The sequence below is a fragment of the Acrocarpospora macrocephala genome, assembly GCF_009687865.1.
Lineage (GTDB): Bacteria > Actinomycetota > Actinomycetes > Streptosporangiales > Streptosporangiaceae > Acrocarpospora > Acrocarpospora macrocephala.
Window position 1 is genome coordinate 169,792 of sequence record NZ_BLAE01000035.1, and the last position, 23,373, is coordinate 193,164.

General features: G+C 67.4%; 20 protein-coding genes and 1 pseudogene. 12 read left to right on the forward strand and 9 right to left on the reverse strand.

Annotation, left to right across the window (positions count from 1 at the left end; genetic code table 11):
* The first annotated feature begins 3 nt into the window (after positions 1 to 3).
* The 6 genes from Amac_RS29060 to Amac_RS29085 all read left to right on the forward strand — a co-directional run bounded on the left by Amac_RS29060 (position 4) and on the right by Amac_RS29085 (position 5,216).
* Positions 4 to 1,599, forward strand: coding sequence for an FAD-dependent monooxygenase (locus Amac_RS29060; protein ID WP_155357582.1), 1,596 nt, complete (start codon positions 4 to 6; stop codon positions 1,597 to 1,599).
* Positions 1,596 to 1,916, forward strand: a complete 321-nt coding sequence (locus Amac_RS29065; protein ID WP_155357583.1) for a cupin domain-containing protein — start codon at positions 1,596 to 1,598, stop codon at positions 1,914 to 1,916. The genes Amac_RS29060 and Amac_RS29065 overlap by 4 nt, the downstream gene beginning before the upstream one ends.
* Positions 1,909 to 2,415 carry a cupin domain-containing protein gene (locus tag Amac_RS29070; protein ID WP_218041343.1) on the forward strand — a complete coding sequence of 169 codons (507 nt, stop codon included), beginning with the start codon at positions 1,909 to 1,911 and terminating at the stop codon, positions 2,413 to 2,415. The genes Amac_RS29065 and Amac_RS29070 overlap by 8 nt, the downstream gene beginning before the upstream one ends.
* A gap of 22 nt (positions 2,416 to 2,437) precedes the next feature.
* On the forward strand, positions 2,438 to 2,830 hold the full coding sequence (locus Amac_RS29075; protein ID WP_155357584.1) for a RidA family protein: 393 nt from the start codon (positions 2,438 to 2,440) through the stop codon (positions 2,828 to 2,830).
* A gap of 263 nt (positions 2,831 to 3,093) precedes the next feature.
* Positions 3,094 to 3,975, forward strand: coding sequence for a fumarylacetoacetate hydrolase family protein (locus Amac_RS29080; protein WP_155357585.1), 882 nt, complete (start codon positions 3,094 to 3,096; stop codon positions 3,973 to 3,975).
* 287 nt (positions 3,976 to 4,262) lie between these two features.
* Positions 4,263 to 5,216 (forward strand): amidohydrolase family protein, encoded by a 954-nt coding sequence (locus Amac_RS29085; RefSeq protein ID WP_155357586.1) that lies wholly within the window; start codon positions 4,263 to 4,265, stop codon positions 5,214 to 5,216.
* Here the strand turns inward: Amac_RS29085 and Amac_RS29090 are convergent.
* The 4 genes and pseudogenes from Amac_RS29090 to Amac_RS29105 all read right to left on the reverse strand — a co-directional run bounded on the left by Amac_RS29090 (position 5,209) and on the right by Amac_RS29105 (position 10,258).
* Positions 5,209 to 6,114 (reverse strand): LysR family transcriptional regulator, encoded by a 906-nt coding sequence (locus Amac_RS29090; protein WP_155357587.1) that lies wholly within the window; start codon positions 6,112 to 6,114, stop codon positions 5,209 to 5,211. The genes Amac_RS29085 and Amac_RS29090 overlap by 8 nt on opposite strands.
* Before the next feature lie 394 nt (positions 6,115 to 6,508).
* Complete coding sequence (locus Amac_RS29095) at positions 6,509 to 6,805, reverse strand: GntR family transcriptional regulator (protein ID WP_246268776.1); 297 nt, start codon at positions 6,803 to 6,805, stop codon at positions 6,509 to 6,511.
* A gap of 999 nt (positions 6,806 to 7,804) precedes the next feature.
* Positions 7,805 to 8,080 (reverse strand): annotated as a pseudogene (locus tag Amac_RS29100) (carbamoyl-phosphate synthase domain-containing protein); the annotation flags it as partial.
* Between the two features lie 90 nt (positions 8,081 to 8,170).
* A complete protein-coding gene (locus tag Amac_RS29105) occupies positions 8,171 to 10,258 on the reverse strand; it encodes a cellulase family glycosylhydrolase (protein WP_155357588.1) in 2,088 nt (695 codons plus the stop codon).
* Between the two features lie 1,220 nt (positions 10,259 to 11,478).
* Here Amac_RS29105 and Amac_RS29110 point away from each other — a divergent pair.
* On the forward strand, positions 11,479 to 12,477 hold the full coding sequence (locus Amac_RS29110) for a T3SS effector HopA1 family protein (RefSeq protein ID WP_155357589.1): 999 nt from the start codon (positions 11,479 to 11,481) through the stop codon (positions 12,475 to 12,477).
* Between the two features lie 3 nt (positions 12,478 to 12,480).
* Here the strand turns inward: Amac_RS29110 and Amac_RS29115 are convergent, their stop codons facing one another.
* Positions 12,481 to 12,918: a MarR family winged helix-turn-helix transcriptional regulator gene (locus tag Amac_RS29115; RefSeq protein WP_155357590.1), complete on the reverse strand. Its 438-nt coding sequence runs from the start codon at positions 12,916 to 12,918 to the stop codon at positions 12,481 to 12,483.
* Between the two features lie 99 nt (positions 12,919 to 13,017).
* Here Amac_RS29115 and Amac_RS29120 point away from each other — a divergent pair, with 99 nt between their 5' ends.
* Positions 13,018 to 14,460, forward strand: a complete 1,443-nt coding sequence (locus Amac_RS29120) for an MFS transporter (RefSeq protein WP_155357591.1) — start codon at positions 13,018 to 13,020, stop codon at positions 14,458 to 14,460.
* Between the two features lie 3 nt (positions 14,461 to 14,463).
* Here the strand turns inward: Amac_RS29120 and Amac_RS29125 are convergent, their stop codons facing one another.
* Both Amac_RS29125 and Amac_RS29130 read right to left on the reverse strand, forming a co-directional pair.
* A complete protein-coding gene (locus Amac_RS29125; protein WP_155357592.1) occupies positions 14,464 to 15,444 on the reverse strand; it encodes a DUF1152 domain-containing protein in 981 nt (326 codons plus the stop codon).
* Positions 15,445 to 15,477: 33 nt separating this feature from the next.
* A complete protein-coding gene (locus Amac_RS29130; protein WP_155357685.1) occupies positions 15,478 to 16,518 on the reverse strand; it encodes a nucleoside hydrolase in 1,041 nt (346 codons plus the stop codon).
* 55 nt (positions 16,519 to 16,573) lie between these two features.
* On the opposite strand from Amac_RS29130, the gene Amac_RS29135 reads away from it, so the two are divergent.
* Positions 16,574 to 17,080 (forward strand): MarR family winged helix-turn-helix transcriptional regulator, encoded by a 507-nt coding sequence (locus tag Amac_RS29135; protein ID WP_155357593.1) that lies wholly within the window; start codon positions 16,574 to 16,576, stop codon positions 17,078 to 17,080.
* Here the strand turns inward: Amac_RS29135 and Amac_RS29140 are convergent.
* Positions 17,077 to 18,120 carry an aromatic ring-hydroxylating dioxygenase subunit alpha gene (locus Amac_RS29140; protein WP_170322704.1) on the reverse strand — a complete coding sequence of 348 codons (1,044 nt, stop codon included), beginning with the start codon at positions 18,118 to 18,120 and terminating at the stop codon, positions 17,077 to 17,079. The genes Amac_RS29135 and Amac_RS29140 overlap by 4 nt on opposite strands.
* 184 nt (positions 18,121 to 18,304) lie before the next feature.
* Here Amac_RS29140 and Amac_RS29145 point away from each other — a divergent pair, with 184 nt between their 5' ends.
* Positions 18,305 to 19,672 carry a HAMP domain-containing sensor histidine kinase gene (locus Amac_RS29145; RefSeq protein ID WP_170322705.1) on the forward strand — a complete coding sequence of 456 codons (1,368 nt, stop codon included), beginning with the start codon at positions 18,305 to 18,307 and terminating at the stop codon, positions 19,670 to 19,672.
* Between the two features lie 5 nt (positions 19,673 to 19,677).
* Here the strand turns inward: Amac_RS29145 and Amac_RS29150 are convergent, their stop codons facing one another.
* Positions 19,678 to 20,658 carry a sigma-70 family RNA polymerase sigma factor gene (locus Amac_RS29150; RefSeq protein ID WP_155357686.1) on the reverse strand — a complete coding sequence of 327 codons (981 nt, stop codon included), beginning with the start codon at positions 20,656 to 20,658 and terminating at the stop codon, positions 19,678 to 19,680.
* 86 nt (positions 20,659 to 20,744) lie between these two features.
* Between Amac_RS29150 and Amac_RS29155 the strand changes: the two genes are divergently transcribed.
* Complete coding sequence (locus Amac_RS29155) at positions 20,745 to 22,256, forward strand: MFS transporter (RefSeq protein WP_155357596.1); 1,512 nt, start codon at positions 20,745 to 20,747, stop codon at positions 22,254 to 22,256.
* A 31-nt stretch (positions 22,257 to 22,287) separates the two neighbouring features.
* Positions 22,288 to 22,836, forward strand: a complete 549-nt coding sequence (locus tag Amac_RS29160) for a dihydrofolate reductase family protein (RefSeq protein WP_218041344.1) — start codon at positions 22,288 to 22,290, stop codon at positions 22,834 to 22,836.
* Positions 22,837 to 23,373: the final 537 nt, after the last annotated feature.

Sequence of the window (23,373 nt, forward strand, 5' to 3'; positions counted from 1 at the left end):
CCCATGAATGGGGAGATCCTTCCCGTGGCGGTGGTGGGCGCCGGTCCCATCGGGCTGATCACCGCGCTCGGGCTGACCCACTACGGCGTGCCGGTGACCGTCTTCGAGGAAGACGAACGGCTGTCGCTGGACACCAAGGCCGGGACCGTGCTCACCCGCACGCTGGAGGTGCTGCACCGCTACGGCGTGCTGCCCGAGGTGCTGCGCGCGTCCCTGCGCATCGACGAGATCGGCGAGATCGACCGGGTCAGCAACGAGCCCACGCTGAGCGTACGCACCGGCGAACTCACCGAGGACACCCGTTTTCCCTTCGTCATCAACATCCCCCAGCACCACCTGGAGCCGGTCCTGCGCGACAGCTTCCGGGGCCCGCTGCACATGGCGCACCGGCTCACCACCTTCAAACAGCACGACGACCATGTCGAGCTGACCTTCGCCACTCCCGGCGGCGAGCGGCACGTCAAGGCCCGCTACCTGCTGGCCTGTGACGGCGGCCGCTCGCAGATCCGCGAGCAGCTCGGCATCGCGGTGGACGGGCACACGCTCGACGAGCGCTACATGCTCGTCGACCTCAAGGCCGACCTCGATGTCGCCAACCCCCGCGATTACCCCTACCTCGCCTACTTCTCCGACCCCTCCGAATGGATGATCCTGGTACGCCAGCCCCACTGCTGGCGCTTCCTCTACCCCCTTCCGAAGGGCGCCGGCGAGCCGACGCACGAGGAACTGCGCGACAAGGCCGTTCGGTTCATCGGAGAGGTCGACGGCATCGAGGTGCTCGGCGCCAACATCTACACCGTGCACCACCGGGTGGCCGGGCAGTGGCGCGACGGCCAGGTGTTCCTCCTGGGCGACGCCGCGCATCTGATCACGCCGATGTGGGCGCTCGGCCTCAACACCGGGGTGCTGGACGCCTCCAACCTGCCGTGGCGGCTGGCCTGGGTGCTGCGCGGCTGGGCCTCGGAGTCGCTGCTCAACGGGTACGAAATCGAGCAGGTGCCGGTCGCGATCAAGGGCTCGGGCCAGATGGCCGAGGCGGCCCGCTCGTATATGAACCGCCAGGGCGAGGCCGTCGAGGCGATGACCGACGGCAACTGGGGCAACGCCTTCACCCGCGGCCTGCTCGGAGTACGCCTCGACGTCGACGGCACCGGAGACTGGTCGATGGTCAAGACCGGCTCGGCCCCGTCCCCGGTGCGCACCGGCGACCGCGCCCCCGACCTGCCGCTCTTCGGGCCCGAAGGGCAGGTCTACCTGCACGACCTGGCCGCGGACTCCTTTGTCGCGCTCTATTTCACCGACACCCGCCGCCGCCCGCGCGTGCCCGCTCAGGAAGGTCCCGCGCTGCGGCGCTTCGCGGTCTCCCGCTGGGACGCGCCGCACGACTCCGGGCTGCGGGACCGGGCCCTGTTCGACCCCGCCGGCCGGGTCCGCCGCCGGTTCGGCGTGGCGGCCGACACCCTCGTCCTGCTCCGGCCCGACGCGCACATCGCCGCGATCGTGCCCTTCGACCCTCTCGCGGACGAGGATCCCGCCGCAGCCATCTACCAGCGCATCTGCGGACGCGCACCAGCCCGATTCGAGGAGACGCAGCAGTGACCGACATTGAACTCGGCCCCGTCGGCCAGGAGATCGTTTTCGAGAACGACCAGGTACGAGTCTGGGAGATCGAGCTGGAGCCAGGCCGATCCCAGCCGTGGCACCACCACCTCAACCCCTACCTGGTGATCGCCCTTGAGGCGGCCGACAACCGCATCGACTCCATCCACGGGGGAGAGCCGCGCCTGGTGCACGAGCCGGTCGGCGGCGTCGTCTACCGCGAGCCCGGAGAGATCCACATGCTTACCAACCGCGGGGAGACTCGCTACCGCTGCCGCCTCGTCGAGCTCAAATACCTGGGAGAGAACCGTGCTTAGGCCGCTGGGCATCCCGGCGGAGGAGTGGGAGAACAACCTCTCCGAACCCGCGGCCTACAGCGGGGAGGCTCCGGACCGCTCGCGCGAGCAGGAAATCGACACCCTCGACGGTGTGGCTCTGGGTCGCTTCAGGGAAATCCTCCTGCACGTCGGCGACCTCGAATGGATCGACAAGACCCTCGCGGGCCTGTCCCACAAGATGCTCTGGCGCAACGACGAGACCGGCGCGTCGATCGCCCTCGTCCGCTTCACGAAGGGCTCGGGCATCCCATCCCGGCACTCCCACGCCTCCAACCAGTTCATGTACTGCCTCCAAGGCCGCTACACGTACGTCCCGACCGGCCTGACCCTCATTCCGGGCTCCTTCTACTGGAACCCCAAGGGCAGCATGCACGGCCCCACCCACGCCGATGAGGACACCGTCCTGCTCGAGATCTACGACGGCCCGCACTACCCGACCCAGCCCGACTGGTACGCCAGCGCGGACGACGCCCGCTGAGCATCACGAACAGGAACCACTCATGCCCACGCGAGAGATCCGCGCCGCCGAACTGGCGACACCAAACGGCCACTTCTCCCACGCCACCGAGGCCCGCGGCCGCCTCGTCTTCATCTCCGGAATGACCGCCCGCAACAAGGACGGCGGCGTCACCGGCATCGGGGACATCACAGCCCAGACCCACCAGGTCTGCCAGAACCTCAAGGCCGCCGTGGAGGCGGCCGGCGGCACGCTCGACGACATCGCCCGGGTGGACGTCTACGTGCGCAACATGGAGGACTTCGCCGCAATCCACGAGGTCCGCCGCCAGTACTTCACCGCAGTGGCCCCTGCCTCGACGCTCGTCGAGGTGAGCAAGTTCGTCAACAAGGACTACCTCATCGAAATCAACGCGATCGCGGTGATCCAGGAATGAACCTCGCCGCCATCTGTTTCGAGGGCGAGGTTCGCCCCGGCCTCGTGGCCGGTATCGAGATCAACGTGATCGAAGTGATCCCGGCATGAGGCTCGCCACCTTCCGCTTCGAGGGCGAGGTTCGCCCCGGTCTCGTTGCTGGTATCGAGATCAATGTGATCGCGGTGATCCCGGCATGAGGCTCGCTGCCTTCCGCTTGGAGGGCGAGGTTCGCCCCGGTCTCGTTGCTGGTATCGAGATCAATGTGATCGCGGTGATCCCGGCATGAGGCTCGCCGCCATCTGTTTCGAGGGCGAGCTCCGGACCGGCCTCGTGGCTGGCGAGGACGTACTGGTGCTTGCCGCCGCGGCGCCTTCGCCCGACGACGTCGTACGCGGCGGCGCCGAAGCCCGAGAAGCGGTGCGGGCGGCGGCGCGGGGCGCGTCGCGGCATCCGGTCGAGAGTCTCGACCTGCTCGCGCCGCTGCGCCGGTTCAACCGCGACGTGCTGTGCACCGGCTGGAACTACTGGGATCACTTCGACGAGTCCAAGGGCAAACGCGAGGGCCAGGACCCCGAGGAACGGCCCACGCACCCGACCTTCTTCACCAAAGGGCCCGACACCGTGATCGGCCCGCGCGACGACATCGCCTGGGACCCCGGCCTCTCGGCCAAATGGGACTACGAGGCGGAGGTGGCGCTGGTCATCGGCCGGGACGGCAGGTCCATCCCGGAGGAGCGGGCGCTCGATCACGTGGCCGGATACCTGGTCGCCAACGACGTCTCCCAGCGTGACCTGCAGCGGGCGCACGGCGGCCAGTGGCTCAAGGGCAAGAGCATCGACCGCACGATGCCCCTGGGCCCCTGGCTCACCACGGCCGACGAAGTGCCGGATCCCCACGACCTGACGATCACCCTCGATCTCAACGGCCAGCGGCTGCAGCAGGCGAGCACCCGGCAGACCGCGTTCTCCTTCGCCTGTCTCATCGCCGAGCTGAGCCGGGGGATGACCTTACGCGCCGGGGACGTCCTGCTGACCGGCACGCCCAGCGGCATCGGCAACGCCCGCGAGCCACAGATCTTCCTCACCGAAGGCGACCTGCTCGTCACCCGCGTCGAAGGGCTCGGCGAACTGCGCAATCGGGTGGCCCGCTACCCCCTCACCTAACGTTCAGAGAACTGCGCAACCGGCTGGCCCTACCTAACGAGCTCGGAGAGCTGCGTAACCGGGTGGCCCGCTTCATCCCCACCTAACGGGCTCGGCGAACTGCGTAACCGGGTGGCCCGCTACCCCCTCACCTAACGCTCAGAGAACTGCGCAACCGGCTGGCCCTACCTAACGAGCTCGGAGAACTGCATAACCGGGTGGCCCGCTTCCTCCTGACCCAACGGGCTCGGAGAACCGCATAACCGGGTGGCCCGCTACCCCCTCACCTGAAGGAGGCCGAACCGCCGATGGCCGGTATCGATCTGCACACCCACCTGGCACCCGAACTGGGCGAAGCCGAGATCGCGGAACTGCCCGGCGTCTCCGCTGACCACGGGCGCCTGGCTGTGGACGGCTCGCACGGCGGCCCGCCGCGGTTGAACCAGCCCGAGGCGCTGGAGGCGTGGCTCGACGAGCGCTCCCTGGACGCCGCCGCGGTCTCCCCGCCGCCGCCGTTCTTCCGCCAGCACTTGCTCGTGACCGAGGCCGGACGCTGGGTGCGCGCGCTGAACGACGGCATGCGCCGGGCTGTGGCGGGTCGGCCGCGACTGCTGCCGATGGCCTACCTCCCGCTGGAGCATCCGAAACTCGCCCTGGCCGAGCTCGATCACCTGCTGACCCAGGACGGCTGGGCGGGGTTCGCCGCCTCCGCCGGCGGGCGCTCGACCAGCCTCGCCGATCCGTCGCTGGAGCCACTGTGGCAACGACTGTCAGCCGACGGCCGGCCGGTCATGCTGCACCCTGGCAGCAGTCCCGACGCGCGGCTGGGCGAGTTCTACCTGGCCAACCTGCTGGGCAACCCGTACGAGACCGCCGTGGCCGTGGCGCAGCTGCTCTTCGGCGAGGTGACCACCCGCCACCCCGGGCTGCGCTTCCTGCTTGTGCATTGCGGCGGCTGCGTGCCGGCCGTGCTTGGACGCTGGCAGCGAGGCGTGGACACCAACCGGCCGGACGTGCCCGCGCTCGCGACGCCGCTGCGGCAGGCGATCCGTAGCTTCTACATCGACTGCCTGGCCCACGATCCCGACGTCGTCGATCTCGCGGTGCGCGTGTTCGGCGCCGACCGCATGGTCCTCGGCAGCGACTGGCCGTTCCCCATGGGCAGCGACGACCCCGTCACCCTGCTGTCGCATCGCGACGCCGGGTTCGTACGGCAGGTTGGCGAGGAGAACGCCAGGACCCTGCTCGGAACTTTCACATAGTCCGGGCCAAATCGGTGATCCGGCGGCGGAGCCACTGATGCGCGAGATCGTCGTCGCGGCGCGGATTCCAGTACATGGCTTCGTGAATGGTCCGCAGCGCCAGCGGACACTCCACGATCCGCAGCTGCGCCGTGCCCGCCAGCTCGCGAGCGAGGCGTTCGAGCGCGATGGTCGCCAGCCCGGTTCCGCCGAGCAGGAGCAGCGCCACCACGAAACTCTCCGTGGTCAGCTCAACCGGAAGATGCACCCCCAGCGACTCCAGCTCGGTGTCGCTGATCGGTGAGACGGTTCCTCCGCTGAAGGCGACGTACCTGAGCGAAGTGAGCTGCTCAAGCGTCACCCTGTCGCCCACGTCAGGGTGGTTCTCATCGACCACCAGCACGTAGCGATCGGTGAACAGCGGCTCATGCGGAAAGGGAACCCTCCGCCCGGCGAGTTCGGTCGGGATGATGACCATGTCGACCGCCCGATGGCGCAGCTGGTCGGCGAAATCAGCCTCCACCGGACGCACACAGATCCGTACGTTCGGCGCCTCCGCCGCAATCGACTCCAGCAGCGGACGCAGCAGCACCATCGTCACGTAATCCGCCGCCATGATGGTGAATGCCGCGTTGTCCTTCCGCGGATCGAACGCAGGCGAGCGGAGCAGCACCGCCTCGGTGGCGACCAGCGCTCTCCGCACCGGCCCGACCAGCGTCTCGGCCAGCGGCGTCCGTTTCAGACGCCGCCCCTCCCGCACCAGCAGCGGATCATCGAAATGTTTGCGCAGCCTAGCCAGCGAGGCACTCATCGCCGGCTGCCCGACAGAGGACCGCTCGGCGGCCCGAGTGACGTTGCACTCGGTCAGCAGCGCGTCCAGCGCGACGAGAAGGTTGAGGTCGATCCCCGTTAACCGCATAACGGGCTCCGCCGACTGATGACGATCACCGTTCTTGATGTTGCCACGATCCGCAGTTTCCTCACGCGACGCGGTGCCATACGCCGATCAGCTTCTCACCTCCGAGCCGGAAGAGAGAGACCCACCCGCGCATGAGCGCCACCCCACACATGGAGTGACACCGCCACCGCGTCCCGTGACGTAATGAATCCATGGGTCGCCACGGATAGTTCATGCTGCTCTCGGGGAGTGGCTACGACCTCGTAATTCTTCAAGGCCGGAACTCGCGTACGCCAGGAATTCGAAGAAGAGCCGCTCCGGCTCTGAGAAATGCGAGAATAGTAAGAGCGGCTCGAGTTTCCTGAAACATCACGGGACGCTGGCCCGTCACGGGCACCGAGAGCAGTGCCGGAGATCAGCCGTTCGACTTCTGGTTACCCCAGCGGGATGGTGACGTCACAAAAGTTCCCTTGCCGTGGATGGTCTGCACGAGACCACGCTCTTCGGCCAACTCCTGGATGGCGCGGCGAACGGTCATGCGAGCGACCCCCCACATGTTCGCCATATCCAATTCGGAGGGAAGGCGGGAGGCCGGCGCTCGGCGACCATGCTCGATCTGCCCGGCGATGAAGTCGGCCATCACCATATAAACGAGATCGGGCCCGCTGCGATCAACCGGCGGAAGTTCTGCTCCAAGGTCATCAACTGCCACCGCGACAACATAACCTCCGTTCTCTTCGAGAGAAATCTATAGACCTCTTAAGATGTATACAGAGGTCTACTCGCTGAGCTGCGAATACTCATCAAGAATCTCTCCGATTAAAGAGGTTTCGCTCGATGTCCGCTTCCCGTCAAGGGACGTCCTGGATCGCCGGAGATGGCGACGACAATGTCCCAGACCTTTGTCCCCCTACCATTCGGCACAGCGAGCCCAGCCCGAGCGAGTGCGAACTTCCGAGGTTCGTCAAGGCCTGACCGACCGGTGCCGTAGCCGATGGGCCGGCGGCAACGGCTACGGGGCAATGATCGAGCAGTTCCGCGAGCCGATCAAGCCAGGTCGATCAGCGCCAGCCCGGACGCCGGAACCGCGCGGCGGGCTCCTGGGTGTCGCTCGGCACGTTCCGGATGACCGCGGGGCTGACCACGATATCGCGGGGCTGACCACGATATAAGGGAGCAACGCCGCCGACGGAGCGGTCATCGCCGACGCCGTCCGCTTACTCCACTGAGCCCCACACGTGGCGTGATACCGCCGTTCCCGAGACGCTCGAATATCCAGGACGGAAAGCTCCGCCTTTCGCGGCGTAATAAATCTAAGGGTCACGGCAGGATAGTTCATGGTGCTCCCAGAGAGCGGCTGCGTACCTTGCCTTGAAGACCTAACTCGCCGTAACCGTTCGGGTGTGTGGAATTCGGGGGCACGCCAGCCATACATCCATCCCAAGGACGGCACCTTCCACCCGCGGCTGGTCGGCGCGCCGCGGGTGGAGGGTTGCCAGGCGAAGCCGATCAGGCGATGGCGGGAGAGACGACTTGAAGCCGGAGACCATGGCGAGCAGACCGGCTTCGCACCATTGGCCGTAGAACGCGGTGGCGGGAGAGACGACTTGGAGCCGGAGACGATGGTGAGCAGACCGGCTTCGCACCAGTGGTCGTAGGACGCGGTGGCGGCGGGGTCGTCCACCGGTCTGCGGAGGCTTGTGAGCCACGGTCCCGACTCTCCCGGCGGGCGCTGTACCCGCGCGACCAGTTCGGCGACGGGCGCGAGCGCGTCGCCGGAGAACACCCCGGCCCGCATGGCGCCGCGCTCGCGCAGGTGGCGGGTGAGCGCCCTGGTGCCGCGCACGGCGATCCCGACCACGCCCTGCCGGCGCAGGTAGTCCTCCAGGGACGTGGTGGCGCGCCAGTTGCTCGCCACCCGGGCGGGCTCGCGCACCACGTAGCCGGCCACCCAGACACGGCCGGACTCGGGGTCCTCCTCGTTGACGCACCCGCTCGTCGGGCCACGCCTGGGGTACAGGCGGACCACGCTCCAGTCTCCTGAACCGTGGCCCGCCTGGGTAGGGAGCTCGCTTGATCAGGTCGTGGTGCCGGTGACCGTGGTTCCCGACTTGGTGACGAAGTAGGTCACGGTCGTGCCGCTCCAGAAGTGGAGGGTGAGCGTGACTCGCGAGGCGTCGTTGACTTCGGCGAAGAAGGCCGGGGTGAGCGTGATGGTGTTGGCGCTGTAGTTGGGCGCGAACGCGACGTCGAATTCCTTGAACGAGGTCCAGTTGTGGGGGCCGGCGTTGGTGCCGTTGGCGTACTTGGCCTCCATGGTGGCGAGCTGGTCACCCTTGAATGTGGTGGGGATGGCGAAGGAGTTCGTCGTTCCGCTCGCGTTCTGCACTGTCGGCGTGTCGTAGGTGAGTATGTTGATTCGCCACGGGACGCCTTGGGAGAACCGTGCCGAGAGTGTCGCGTTGACGCCGTAGGCCCGGGAGCCTGTCAGGCGGGTGAGTGCGGATGCCGTGAACGTGAGTTGGCTGCCTGAGACGGTGTAGTCGGTGCCGCGTACCAGGTCTGTGTTGCCCTGGCGGATGCTCACGAACGAGGTGCCGTTCAGGTTCAGCGTGAGCGTTTTGCTCGTGATGGCGGACGCTCTCGCGTTGAATACCTGATCCGATGATGCTGTGCCCGAGCGTGTCGTCCAGCTGGACTTGATCTGCGCGAACAGTTCGGGGTCGGACCACTGGAACGAGGTCCGGTTGAAGTGCTGGCCGTTGTCCCACAGCATGGTGGTGATCTGCCTGGTACGGGCGTAGTGGCCGAGGAATTCGAAGAACTTGAGTTTCTCGCCCTGTTGGATTGTGCCGGTGTGGCGGTCGAAGCCCAGCAGGCCGTACTCGCCGATGATCACGGGGATGCCGCGGGTTATGAAGGCGTTGTACACCCGGTCGAAGGAGTCGGTCAGGTCCTGCTGGACGGTGGCGTCGAAGCGTGTGCCGCCGGCGACGTTGACGCTGAATGGCCAGTATCCGTAGAAGTGGACCGTCGCGATGAGGTTGGGGTCGTTCATCGCGTTGAACGTGCTGACCAGTTCGTCGACTCTGGGCTGGTCGGCCGAGGTGTGCAGGGTCGGCAGGACGAGCAACCGGGTCGCGTTGTTGCCGCCCGACTGGCGCACGATGGTACGGAAGGACGTGTTGAGGTCATTCAGCAGCGTCGCGTTCTGGGCGTCGCCGGAACTGCCGGTAAAAGTCGGCTCGTTGACGCTCTCGAATATCAGCTTGGCGGAGGAGTTCCGGAAGGTGCTGGCGATCTGGGTCCAGATCGCGTTGTACCGGGCCAGGACGTTCGTCCGGTCGCCTGGCATGTTCTGGATCCACTGCCATGAGTCGTGATGGATGTTGATCATCACGTAGAAGCCGTCGGCGAGGGCCCAGTCGACGACCTCTTTCACCCGGTTCATGTGGGTCGCGTTGATGGTGTAGTTGGGCGCACCACCCTGGTACTGACCCCAGGTCACCGGGATCCGGATGCTGTTGAAGCCTTGCGCCCTGATGTTGTCGAGCAGCGCCGCCGTGATCTGCGGGTTGCCCCATGAGGTCTCGCCCGAGCCGGTGGAATCGAGAGAGTTGCCCAGGTTCCAGCCGGGCTGCATCGCGGCCACGACAGCCCGCGCGTTGCCGGGCGTGGGTGTGGGTGTTGGTGTCGGCGTCGGGGTGGGCGTTGGGCTAGGTGTCGGGGTAGGCGTTGGTGTCGGGGTGGGCGTCGGGGTGCCGCCGCAGGCCACGCCGTTGACGGTGAAAGCGGTGGGATTGGTGTTGGCGCCGCTATAGCTGCCGTTGAAGCCGACGGTGACGCTGGCTCCCGTACCCAAACCGGGCGCGTACGACGGAGCGGTCACGGTCACGCTCTGGCCCGACTGAGTCCAGGTTCCGCCCCAGCCCTGGGTGACCTGCTGGTTGCCAGGCCAGGTGTAGCGCAGCGTCCACGGGCTGACCGGGTCGCCGAGGTTGTTGATCGTGATGTTGGCGCCGAACCCGCTGCCGTTGTCCCAGGCCTTGGCGTAGGTCACGGAACAGGCGACCGCCGCGTGGGCCGCGGGCGAGGTGACGGCCACCCCGATCGCCGCCAGGAGCACGGCCGCTGTGGACACAGCCCACAAACGTAATCTCTTCATCTTCAAGCCTCCATGGATGGAGCGCCCGATTTGGGAGCGCTCCCATGTTTGGCCTGTTTCGCGGATGTGTACAGGACGTTTCCCCAGGCCGTACCGCTGACCTGCTCCTGGGCATGAACGATTCAGCGGAGGAATATGGGGGGTGCCGTACAGCTCGAACAGCGGCGGCAGCCGAAGGAATGGTGGTTGTCACCTTTCCGCCAGATGGCCCTGCTCCGCTAGATCGGCGAGCATGGGGCGGCTGATTCGGGGTGTTTCCGGCATTTCCATGTACGGAGGGACTCTCGCGTATGCGCAGCGATGGCGGCACCGGGCTCATGCTCTACTACCGCGCCCGCTAGGAGGCCGCCATGCATCATCCGCGAACCAAATCCAAACCGAAGAGAAGATCCGGCGGAGCAGATTCCACGTCCACATCGGGGGAGGATGGCGGCTCCGGATCCCCCACCTCGTCGTCTGGACAGAACCCCACGCCGACCGCCCAAACGCCCCTTCCCAATACGCGACCCAAGCCGCGACCGAAGCCGCTGCCGAAGCCTCCGGAGAAGCCTCCGGAGAAGTTGGACATCCCAACCCCGACGATCACGTCTCCGCAGGTTCCTCAGGACCCAGATCCGTTGCCCCTTAAGATCACCTCGGAGAAGCCACCCAGAGCGAGGCCGCGCGCGATCCGAATCACCCCCGATGGTTCCGGGTTCACGGTGCAGTACGCGCCGCTGCGGCCCCAACGTGATCGCGAGCGTCCCGCGCCCGTCCTGACCCTGGGACAGCCCAGCCAGCCACCGTTCAGCGACACCACATCGTCCGACGAAGAGCCGTCCCTCCAGATCTTGGAGCCGTCCATCCGGCCTCGTCCGCTGTTATCGCCGTCCACACCATCGAGGAAGCCGCCGGTTCAGCTACCGCCGATCACGTCCAACACGACGTCGCCGACGAGGAAGCCACAGGTCCCGCCGCCGCTGATCATCTCCAACACGACGTCACCATCGAGGAAGCCGCCGGTTCAACTACCGCCGCTCATTTCCCAGACGACGACCACGACGTCGCCGGCACGGAAGATCCTCACCACCGACAACCCTGGCGTGATCGAGATCAGGCCGAGCGCACAACCGGCGACCCTACCCGTTCCGTCTGTCGCCCGGCCCGAGCGAAAGCTGCGGCGCGAGAAGCCCGAATCCGGGGAGTCCGAGATCGGCGAGCCGGAGCGTACGGGAAGGAGCATGATCCGTTCGCAGGGCGGCCCGTCGCAGCGGACTGCGTCTCCGAGCGGGAGATCACAGGCGCTCAAGAAGACACGTGGCACCCGCCTGCAGGACCTGAACCGGCATGACGAGACCCGCCGCCGCCGGAACGAGGCCCGCGACATGGCATTCGTCCGAGCTCTCTACGATGATCTGTACCTGCTTGGCGTATTCGTCGGCGATATGGCCACAATCGAGAAATACGTCTACAACAAGCTGGGCTTCAGCGCGCCCGGCTATCTGAGCAAGCCGATCCCCGCCACGGAGATCGCCCCCTTGATCAACGGCGCCTCCACGGAAACGTACAAGGTCCTTAGCCAGCTCAACGTGCTGGAAAGGATGGACATGTGGGACGCGCTGGCGATCGGGGACTACATCGCCTTCACAAATGCCCGATACCCGGGCATACGCACGACCCAGGAGCAACGGCAACGCCGTCTCATCGTGAACGTCGTCGGCCAGCAGTCGGCTATCAAGATCGTGCGGGCGCTGATCCCCCTGTTCAACGACTCGACCACCGAACGCTACTTCAAGGAGGTCAAGGTATTCCTCTCCACCGAAGCCCTGCCCGAGGACGAGGTGAAGAACGACAAGCTGGTCGTCTACTACGACGTCGCCCCTGTCCGGGAGGACACGGCCGACTACATCGGCGACCAACTCGTGGCCATGATCTATAGCACGATCGAGCACGGTGACGTCGACGAGACGATCACCCCGTTCTACTCCGAGCTGATCCCCGCCATCTCCTGGGCCGAGGATCCGATGGACTTCGTACCCGCCATCTCCGAGCTCAGTTTCACCCAATCCCGCGCGAAGGCTATCGCCCTGGCGATCCGTACAGCCGAGAGCAGGTGGCGGACCACGGGCGCGACGATCGACAGCGCGGAGGACTTGATGACCCTGATCCGGATGGCCTTCGAGATATTCGGCATCCACCCGGCCCTGCCGCACCGCCATGACCCCTCGACCGCCGTGTGACGACTATTCGACGGCTCTCTCGATGCTGGCGTTGAAGTGGGCCAGGCCTTCGGCGAACGAGGCCAGTTCCTGCGGGGTCCAGCTTTTCAGGACGCTGGCGAGGCCGTTGAGCCGGCACGTGCGTTCCTCGTCGACCCGGCGCAGTCCTTGCTCGGTGATGCGGAGCTTGCGGGCCATGCCGCCGTCGGGATCGGGGATGCGCTCAGCCAGGCCACCGCGGAGCAGGGCGGTGGTCTGCCGGTTGACGGTGGAGGTGTCGAGGCTGAACGCGTGCGCCAGCTGGCCGATCGACATCGGCCCCTTGACTTCTAGCCGCCGCAGCAGGATGTAGCTGCTGCGCTCCAGCCGGCGTTCCTCGGCGCCGTCGGCCGTCGCCACCAACTCCTTGTAACGGCCGATCAGCATGAACTCACGCTCGATATCGGCGATCACCTCGCGCATGGAACCCTCCGATCGGGGGGTCAGGTACCCCACCATCAGGCTATATGTATTATGCACATCATATGCATGATGCACAGAGCTGACAGATGCGGAGAACCCATGAGCCCCTCGCACGCCGCGCCGCGCACCGGAGCCATCATCAGCGTGCTGGCGGCAGGGGGCATCACGGTCTCCCTGATGCAGACCCTGATCGTGCCACTGATATCCAGCCTGCCGACCCTGCTGCACACCACCGCCGCCAACGCCTCCTGGGCGATCACCGCCACCCTCCTGGCCGGCGCGATCGCCATGCCCGTCGCGGGACGCCTCGGCGACCTGTACGGCAAACGCCGCGTCATCGTCGCCAGCGCGATCCTGCTCGCCATCGGCTCCCTGGTGTGCGCGCCCGCCAACTCCCTGACCCCGATGGTCATCGGCCGCGCGCTCCAGGGGCTCGGCATGGCCGTGATCCCCCTGGGAATCGCCATCATGCGCGACATCCTGCCGCCGCAACGACTGGGCTCGGCCATCGCGCTGATGAGCTCATCCCTCGGCGTCGGCGGCGCGCTCGGCCTGCCCGCCGCCGCGCTCGTCGCCCAGAACCTGAACTGGCACGCGCTGTTCTGGGGCTCGGCCGGTCTGGGCCTGCTGCTGTGCGTCCTGGTTCTGCTGATCGTGCCGGAGTCCCGGGTCACGTCGCCGGGCCGCTTCGACTTCGTCGGCGCGGTCGGCTTGTCCGCCGGTCTGATCCTGCTCCTGCTGCCCATCTCCAAGGGCAGCGACTGGGGCTGGACGAGCGCCACCACGCTCGGGATGTTCGCCGCCGCGGCCGCGATCCTCCTGCTGTGGGGTTGGTGGGAACTGCGCGTGCCCGCACCCCTGATGGACCTGCGTACCAGCGTGCGCCCCCAGGTGCTGATGACCAACCTGGCCTCCGTCGTCATCGGCTTCGCCATGTACGCCATGTCGCTGATCACCCCCCAGCTCCTGCAACTGCCCGCCGCGACCGGGTACGGCCTGGGCCAATCGATGGTCGAAGCCGGCCTGTGGATGGCCCCGGCCGGGCTCGTCATGATGGCGATCTCGCCCCTGGCCGCACGCCTGTCAGCGGTTCGCGGCCCCAAGACCTCCTTGCTGCTCGGCACGCTCGTCATCGCCTCCGGCTACGCCCTGGCCCTCGCCCTGATGGACAGCGCCTGGGGGGTCCTGATCTTCTCCGCCGTGATCAGCGCCGGGATCGGATTCGCCTACGCGGCCATGCCCACCCTCATCATGAGCGCCGTGCCGCCCACCGAGACGGCCGCCGCCAACGGCCTCAACAGCCTGATGCGCGCGATCGGCACCTCCAGCGCCAGCGCGGTGCTGGGCGCGGTCCTGGGCACCATGACAACCAAGCTCGGACCGGTGACGCTCCCCTCCGAGGACGGCTTCCGCGTCGGCCTCTTCATCGGCGGCGGCGCCGCACTGCTGGCGGCCCTCGTCGTCCTGGCCATCCCCGGCCGCCGCGCTGGCGCCCACCGTCTGGTCGAGACACCCGCCAGTCTCGACCTGGTCCGGGCATGACGGTCAGCGCTTGAACTCGACGGTCCTGACCAGGCTGGTTTCGGGGATCCGGCCGAGCGCGCGATAGGTTTCCTCGGCCTCGCCGACCGACGTCGTCGGGGCCAGCGGTTTCGCGTGTTCCGCGACGCTGTCGGCGACGGCCTGCGGGTCGAACACCCAGATGGGGACGGCGGCGGGTCCGATGTGCGCGACCTCCCCGAACGGGTTGCTCTTCAGGGTCCGATGCAGGCCGAAGTCCCCGCGGCCGGCCTTGATGACCAGGCTGCCCACCGGGTCGTGCGCTTCGCCGTGCAGGTCATGGACGCGTTCCAGCGCCTCGTGGCTGGGGCCGATCACGCCGCGCAGGGCTTTGGCTTTGATGGCCAGGCTGAGGTTGTGGTCGAGTTCCTCGATCTCCATCTCGGCGTCCACGCCGTAGCCGGCGAGCGCGAAGTAGGTGCGGCAGTCCTGCTGGAGCAGGCCGGCCAGGGTGAGGTGGTCGGCGAACGAGGTCTGCGTCGGCCGTACCTCCTTTCCGGTGGACAGGGTGTCGGAGCCGACGTCGACGCTGATCAGGAGGTCCGCGCCGTAGTGCTCGGCCACGGCGCGCAGGCCCTGCGCGACGCCGGTGCCGCCGCCGCGCAGGGAGATCAGGAAGGCCTCGCCCCCGAAGTGCCTGGCGGCTGTGGCCTCATGCGGCTGGCGACCGTCCACCTCGCTGTCGGGGTACACGATCACGCTGTGCTCGTTGAGCGGCTTCGCCGGAGCCAGGCGTGCGGGGTCGTAGAAGTCCGGTCCGACGGTGACGTGGGTCGCGGTCCGCTGCTCGCCGACCGGCAGCCACCACTGGCAGGCGACGCCGCCCAGGATGACGCGCTCGACCCCGAGGCGCCGTAGCCAGTCCGCCACGAGTGAGGCCACCAGGCAGTCGCTGCCTCCGCCGTGGCCCATCACCAGCGCCACGCGGGATGTTATAGCGGCTTCTTCGATAGTGGGAGTGGACATGGCGAAATCACCTTTCGACGGTCGGTGAATTGATTAACAAAATCTATTTACTAAAGGATAGTTCGTGCCTTTAGCAACTTCAGACGAACCGTCTCCCCAGAAGGCTCGAACGCGGTGCCGGAACTCGGCCACGTGGACCCGCAGCGCTACCGCGACCGGGGTTCCCTCCGCCGACGCGTTGCCGTCATCCGGGCCGCCAGGCCGCCTGCGGGCCAGTTCTCGCAGGTCGACCACGGTCTGACCCCACGCCGCGCTGCCCCCCGTGTCCACGGCCACCGGCAGGATTTCGGTTTCCACTAGTGCGGTGTCCACTGCGACCATGGCGGCGAGCAGGTCGTGACAGGGGATCTCGCCGGGGGCGCAGAACGTGCCGGCGGCTCGCCCGTACACCTGCAGCGGCTCGCGGAGGAACGCCGCCGCGGGGCTGCGCCGGCGATCGAGGAGCTCCAGCTCAACCCGGGTGAGGGTGGCCTTGTGCGTCACGTCCAATCCGACCATGAGCGGCGGTGACGACCACGCCGCGCCGAGGACGGCGGCGGCCGCGCCGGGATCGTGCGCGATGTTGGCCTCGGCCCAGGGGCGGGCGTTGCCTCCCGCGCGTGCGCTTCCCCCCATGAAGGTCAGCCGGCTGTCGCACGTGGCCGCGCCGGAGGCGATCGCCGCGGCGACATTGCTCAGGGGACCCAGCGTGAGCAGATCGGTTCCCCGGCCGAGTTCGCGGGCCAGCACGGTGATCGCGGTCTCGTCCTCGCGAGGCCCGGTCCGCGGTGGGCCGAGGCCGACGTCCCCCAGGCCGTCGTGGCCGTGAATCAGCACCGGCCGGCGCGTACGCGGGGCCGGGGCGCTCGGGTCGAGTCCGAGGTAGATGGGAATATCCGGCCGCCCGGCGGCCTCCACCACGATCCGCAGATTGCGGGCGGCGAGTTGCGCGGGCACACTGCCCCCGACGGCGGTGATCGCCACGACGCGCAGGTTTTCCTGCGCGCACAGCCAAAAGACAGCCGCGGCATCGTCGATTCCCCCGTCGCTGTCCACCACGAGCCGTCGCGCGGCATCATTGCGTAAATCCTGCATTAGCATTTTAATTCCGAGGCTCAACGTAAACTCGGGTAATCGAGGAGTGGCGATATTGTCCGAAGCCGGTGCCGACGCGGTTCCCGTGGAAGATCTTGAGGAGGCTCTTCGCGGGCACTCGGCGGGCACCACACCAGGGTTCCTGCTGCGCCATGCCAACCTGCGCTGGCAGCGGCGCGTGGCCGCCGCGATGGCCGACATGTCGTTGACTCATGTGCAGTTCCTGGTGCTCAGCAGCACTTGGTGGCTGGGCCGCAACGGTGACGCGCCGCGGCAGCGTGACGTGGCCGAGCACGCGGGGCTGGAGGCCGTGCTGACCTCGCAGGTGCTCAAGGTGCTGGAACGCGATGGCCACATCGAACGGGTGCGTGACAAGGGTGACGCGCGCGCCGTCCGGGTGGCGGTGACCGTGCAGGGCCGCGACCTGGCCCGGCGCTGTGTCGTGATCCTGGACAGGATCGACGAGACGTTCTTCGCCGAGGCGTACGAGACGCCAGGGTTCATGGACTGCCTCCGTTCGCTGGCGGGTCGTGACGTCACGGGCGACGCCCTGGCTGACTAGAGCGGCCGGAAACCGGCTCGTACGGCCCAGGTGTTGTCCGGGGGGACGCACGCGCTCTCGGCCGCGAGCTCGGCCAGGATGCGGCGGTATTCGACCGTCATGCGGTCGGTCCTGGTGTGCATCTCGGTCTGCATCTGGAGCGGGAACTCCGGCCGGATCCGCTCAAGCAGCTCCCGATCCTCGTTCTGGATCTTCCGGTCCAGCTCGATGATCCCGGCCCGCTTGGCCTCGTCTGGATTGTCGTTGCGGGCGATGAACTGGCAGAAAAGGGTGTGCGTGTCGTCCACCGGGGTCGCCGTCTTGAAGAGCACGTGCCGGAGGCCGTTCTCGTACTCCATGACGTCACGGAAGACGAAGGGCTGCACGAGCTCGGAGTTGGTGACGCGGGTGGTGAACTCGCCGGTCAGGCCGGTGTTCGCGCGCTGCGCGTCGGTCAGCCGGGAGGCGTAGCTCACCCGCGATCGCAGTCGTTCCGCGTCGCGTTCGACGGTCAGGCCGTTCATCCGCGGGCGCGAGGAGTCGCCGATCGTGCGCCGGTGCGTCCAGGCCAGGTGGGAGACGTCCAGCGCGTTATCGATCACACGAGGGGCGGAGGCCGTCCACACCTCCATGATCTCGTGGATCAGGACGTACTCGGGGTCATCGGCCTCGGGCAGCTCCGGGATCGAAGCTCGGGGCATTCCCGGGCAAATCCAGATAAGCCCATAGCGTTCGGCGACCAGAACCGACAGGGTCCGGGCTCGGGGTGGGATGGGTTTGTCGGGATCGTTCTGAGGGATTCGCGTGCAGACCCCGGACGGGGCGAAGGACCAGCCGTGGTACGGGCAGACCAGATCGCCGTTCTCCACCCAGCCCTGGGACAGGCGCGAGCCGCGATGCGGGCACTCGTCGACCGCGGCGCCGATCTCACCGTCGCGACCCGACCAGATCACGTAGTCCTCACCGAGCACTCGGACGGCACGTGGTGAGAGCGTGAGGTCGGCGGCGTACGCGACGGGATACCAGTAGTCACGGAACGCTGGGACCTGGCTGACCAGCATCAGATCTCCTCCCGGCATTGCTTAAGGTACGAATAATAAAGGTACGAACCTATTTTGGCCAGGCCCAGGCTGGTCCACCGGCGTACCTCGGGAGGATGGCCGTCTTGAATCGGGGAGGCACTCCTTGGCTGAGGCTTTCCTCTGGCTTCGTGGTAGCAAGGGATGGCCCCGCTAGCGTGGAATTGTGGGTAAGTATTTGTTGAGATTGCGCCCACGGTCGATTCGCGGGCGGCTCACCCTGCTCAGCGTCGTGTGTGCCCTGGTCATCCTCATTCCCATGGCCGCGGTGATGAGCACGGTCATTTCGCAGATGTTCGCCGATGTGGCCTGGCACGACACGCAGCAGCAGGCGATCCTGATAGCGGCGGCCATCCGTGGGGGCTCGTTGCCGCACGTGGTCACGCCGACCGTACCGGGCGTCGACCTGGTTCAGGTCGTCGCGCCGGACGGGCGTGTCCTGGCCGCATCCCCGGCGGCCAGGAACAAGCCGCCGATCAGCGTCGCCCGGCCCGCGCCGAACGATCCGCTGCTGGATCTGCAGACCTGCTCCAACGCCGAACCAGGCTGCCTTCGGTACAGCGCGCTCCGGGTCGACCCCCGCGCCGACTCCCCGATCGTGCTCGCCGCCCGTCGCACCTCAACCACTCTGTCCACTGGCTTCGTCGACGCCATCGTGGCCGCGCAGGCCACTGTCCTGGTCTCGTGCGTGGCCGGGCTCACGTGGGCGGTCACCGGGCGCATCCTGCAGCCCGTGAACGCCATCCGGTCGGAGCTTGCCAAGATCACCTTCAGCGATCTGAGCCATCGCATCGCCGAACCGGCGGGAGACGATGAGATCTGCAGATTGATCCGTACCCTCAACCAGACGCTGCTGCGCCTGGAGACCGCCACGCACCAGCAGCGGCGGTTCGTCGCCGATGCCTCGCACGAGCTGCGCACCCCGGTGGCGGGATTGCGGGTCAAACTCGAGGAAGCCCAGATGCACCCGCGGGACATCGACGTGAACGGGCTGGTGGAGCACACGCTGAACGATGTCCTCCGCCTGCAGGCGATCCTGGCCGACATGCTCATGCTGGCCAGTCTCGAATCCAGCGCGGAGCGCAAACGTCAGCGGGTCGACCTGGCGGCCCTGACGCGTGCGGAACTGAAAGGGCGCGCCCATACCCCGCCCATCCGATCGAGCCTGGAGGACGGCGTCACCGTGGCGGGCGTGCCCAGCCAGCTCAGCCGGATGCTGACCAACCTGCTGGACAACGCGCAGCGGCACGCTCGGCACGTGGTCGACATCGAGGTGCACCGGGACAGCGACAGCGCGCTGGTGACGGTCTGCGATGACGGTCCCGGCATCGCGGAGGCCGATCGCGAGCGGATCTTCGAACGGTTCACCCGGCTGGACACGGCCCGCAGCCGCGGCCACGGGGGTACGGGCCTGGGCTTGGCGATCGTCAGCGACGTGGTGCACGCCCACGCGGGAACCATTCTCGTCGGGGAGTCCGTCCACGGCGGCAGCCGTTTCGACGTGCGATTCCCCCTCCTTACCGATGCTCCGTGACGCGCCTACCGGTGCTGAGGCAGCGCGAACGTGGTGAGGATCTCCGGGGCGGAGAAGGCGACGATGTGGCTGATCCCGGTGGTGGTGAGGGTGAGAACCTGCAGGGTGGCGAGCATGTGGTGGCCGCCGCTCGGGAGGTAGGTCGCGAACGCGGGCTGGCCGTTGGCCTGGGTGGCCACCAGTCGCAGGTCGCCGGGGCCGGCGGGGCAGGATCCGGCGAGATGGCGGACGATGTCGTGCGGGCCTTGGAACCAGAGCGTGGTCGGGGGCATCTCCCAGATGGCGTCGCCGGACAGCAGCTCGGCGATCGTGTTCATGTCCTTGCGTTCGAACGCGGTGGCGTAGCGGGCGAGCAGCTCGCGCTGTCCCGCGGCGGTGGGTTCGGTGATCTCATCCTGGTCTGGGGCCACCTCGTCAAGGCGCGCGCGGGCGCGTCGCAGGGCGCTGTTGACGGCGGTGGTCGTGGTGCCGAGGGTCTCGGCGACTTCGGCGGCTCGCCAGCGCAGCACGTCCCGGAGGATCAGGACCGCGCGCTGCTGCGCCGGGAGGTGTTGCAGGGCGGCGATGAAAGCCAGCCGGATGCTCGCCCGGTCGGTGACGATCGTGGCGGGGTCACCCGGGCTGATCATGGCGTCAGGGATGGGTTCCAGCCACGTGACCACAGCCCGGCGGTCCTCGCCGGGGCCGCCTAGGCCGACCGGCAGCGGCTGCCGCCCGCGGCTGTTGAGCGCGGTCAGGCAGGCATTGGTGGCGATCCGGTACAGCCAGGTACGCATGGACGCCCGGCCCTCGAACGCCTCGTGGAAGCGCAGCGCGCGCAGGAAGGTCTCCTGAACGACGTCCTCGGCGTCGTGGACGGAGCCGAGCATGCGGTAGCAGTGAGCGAGGAGTTCGGGGCGGAAGCGTCCGGCCAGGACATCGAAGTCCTCATCGACTCGTGTCTCCAACTCCGACCCTCCCTGACGAGTTCTCCTCGTACAGACCATATGCGGAAAAAATCTCACCGCCCGAGCGGCGACTTTCGCCGGTGCCCGTGGTCTGTATCCCAGGAAATCGTTCAAAGGATCTTTATATGCGAACACTGACGGGCGTCATTGCAGGGAGGCGGGAGTGGAGCGGGCTGGCCGTGCTGGCTCTGCCGACCATACTGCTGTCCCTGGACCAGAGTGTGCTGTACCTCGCGCTGCCGCATCTGAGCGCGGATCTCGCGGCGGGCAGCACCCAGACCTTGTGGATCATCGATATCTACGGGTTCATGCTCGCGGGTTTCCTCGTCACGATGGGGACCCTGGGCGACCGGATCGGACGCCGGAGGCTGCTGCTGATCGGGGCCGCCGCGTTCGGCGTCGCCAGCGTGGTCGCCGCCTACTCCACCAGCGCGGAGCTCCTGATCGTGACCCGGGCGCTGATGGGAGTCGCCGGGGCGACACTGATGCCGTCGACCCTGGCGCTGATCACCGACATGTTCGCCGAGCCCAAGCAGCGGGGCATGGCGATCGCGGCGTGGTTCGGCTGCCTGATGGTCGGCGGTGCGCTCGGCCCGGTCGTCGGCGGTGCCCTCCTGGAGAACTTCTGGTGGGGTTCGGTCTTCCTCATGGGCGTGCCCGTGATGGTTCTGCTCCTGGTCCTGGGCCCGGTGCTGCTGCCCGAGTCCCGGGATGCGACCCTCGGCCGGCTGGACGTGCCCAGCGTCGTGCTGTCCCTGGCCACGATCCTGCCGGTCGTCTACGGCATCAAGGAACTGTCCAAAGGCGGCCCGGCTTCCCTGCTGGCTGTCGTGGCCGGAGTGGTGGTCGGGGTCGCTTTCGTACGCAGGCAGCGGAAGCTGGCCAGCCCGCTCCTGGACCTCCGGCTGTTCGCCAACCGTACTTTCGGCGCCGCGATGCTCATCTTGTTGCTCGGCTCGGTGACCACGGGTGGGATCTATCTGCTGGTCAGCCTCTACCTGCAGGCGGTCGAGGGGCTCTCGCCGCTGCGCGCGGGCCTGTGGCTGGTGCCCTCGGCCGTGGCGATCGTCATCGGCTCCATGCTGGCCCCCGGCCTCGCGCAGCGTTTTCGTCCCGCGTACGTCATCGCCGCCGGCCTGACGGTGACCGCGCTGGGCTACCTGCTGCTCAGCCAGGTCGGCAGTACCGACGGGTTGCCCTTGCTGGTGGGCGGCTTCGTGCTGGCCTTCTTCGGCGCCGGTCCCATGGGGGCACTGGGCACCGGCCTGGTCGTGGGCTCCGCGCCACCGCGCCGGGCGGGCTCGGCGGCGTCGATCTCCGAAACGGGCAACCATCTCGGCATCGCGCTGGGCATCGCCGTCATGGGCAGTATCGGCGCCGCGGTGTACTCCGCGCGACTGGCCGTCCCCGCGGGCGTTCCCTCCGGCGTGGCCGAGGCCTCGCGGGAGAGCATCACTGCCGCCGCGACCGCGGCCGCCGGGCTGACCGGTGGTCTCGGCCCCGAACTGCTGGATGCCGCGCGGCGGGCGTTCACCGCCGGGCTGAACGTCTCGGCCGTCGTGGGCGCGGGCCTGTTCATCGCGCTGGCCGTCCTGGCGGCGGTGGGTCTGCGCCAGGTACGGCCCGGCGGGCACTGAACTTATCCGAACCCCATCTCAAGGAGTCACCATGGGCATGATCTTGCTGGATATGACGATGTCGCTGGACGGATTCATCGCCGGGCCGAACGGCGAAGATCGCGGCCTCCATCACTGGTGGTTCTCGCCTGCTGAGGGCGACCGTCAGGTCATCACCGAGCTCATCCGGAACACGGGAGCCGTGATCATGGGCCGGCGCACGTACGACCTCGGAGCCGAGCAGGACGGCTTCCTCGATAACCCCTTCGACGTGGAACACTTCGTGCTTTCCCACGATCGCCCCGAAAAGCCCGCGAAGGGGGAGACGTCGTTCACCTTCGTCTCCGACGGCATTTACGCCGCGGTCCGGATGGCGAAATCGGTGGCGGGGGACCGGGACATCGTCGTGGCGGGCGGTGCGGACGTCGCCGGCCAGTGCCTGGCGGCCGGCCTGATCGACGAGATGCGGATCGCGCTGGCGCCGGTGCTGATCGGTGCTGGGATCCGCCTGTTCGACTCGTCTGCTGCCGGCAGCCTGGACAAGGTCTCAGTGATCGATTCTCCGTTGATCACGCATCTCAGATTCCGCCTCCAGAAATGAACATGAGCCTCGTACCGACGATCTCCTTGGCGGCGCGATCGAGTCCATTGGGGAGAGCACTGGAGCGTTAGCGTTAACACCGCTCTGCCAATCGTGTTCCTTTCTCCGTCGGGAGGTGGGAAGTGGTGGTGGAGCGGAGCTAATACGAGGTGGAGACCTGCCGTCAAGGGGCGACCCCTGCCGTTCCGTGATAGGCGCGGGCCAGGCGCGGCTCATCTGGGTACCCGCGTCGATCGGTACGGACGCTTCAATGAAAATTCCATCGGCGCTCAGGATGACGAGCTCGCCGAAAATTTCATTGGCAAGGTCAGCCGTTGGCGCACTTGTAAAGCGCGTATCGGCGGGCGGGTAACCGAAACTTTCAGGGAGATCTTGACAAATTTCGGAGAGTTCTCCACCCTGAGTCTCCGAGCGGTCTCCCCTGCCAGGTCGGTGGTGCACGGCAGCGGGTCGCCGTCCGCGACGCCCTGGTGGTGTGCGTTCCGGTGATAGGGCGCGGCGTCGATCCCGCGGGATGCTCCCGCGTTTCCCCTCTTC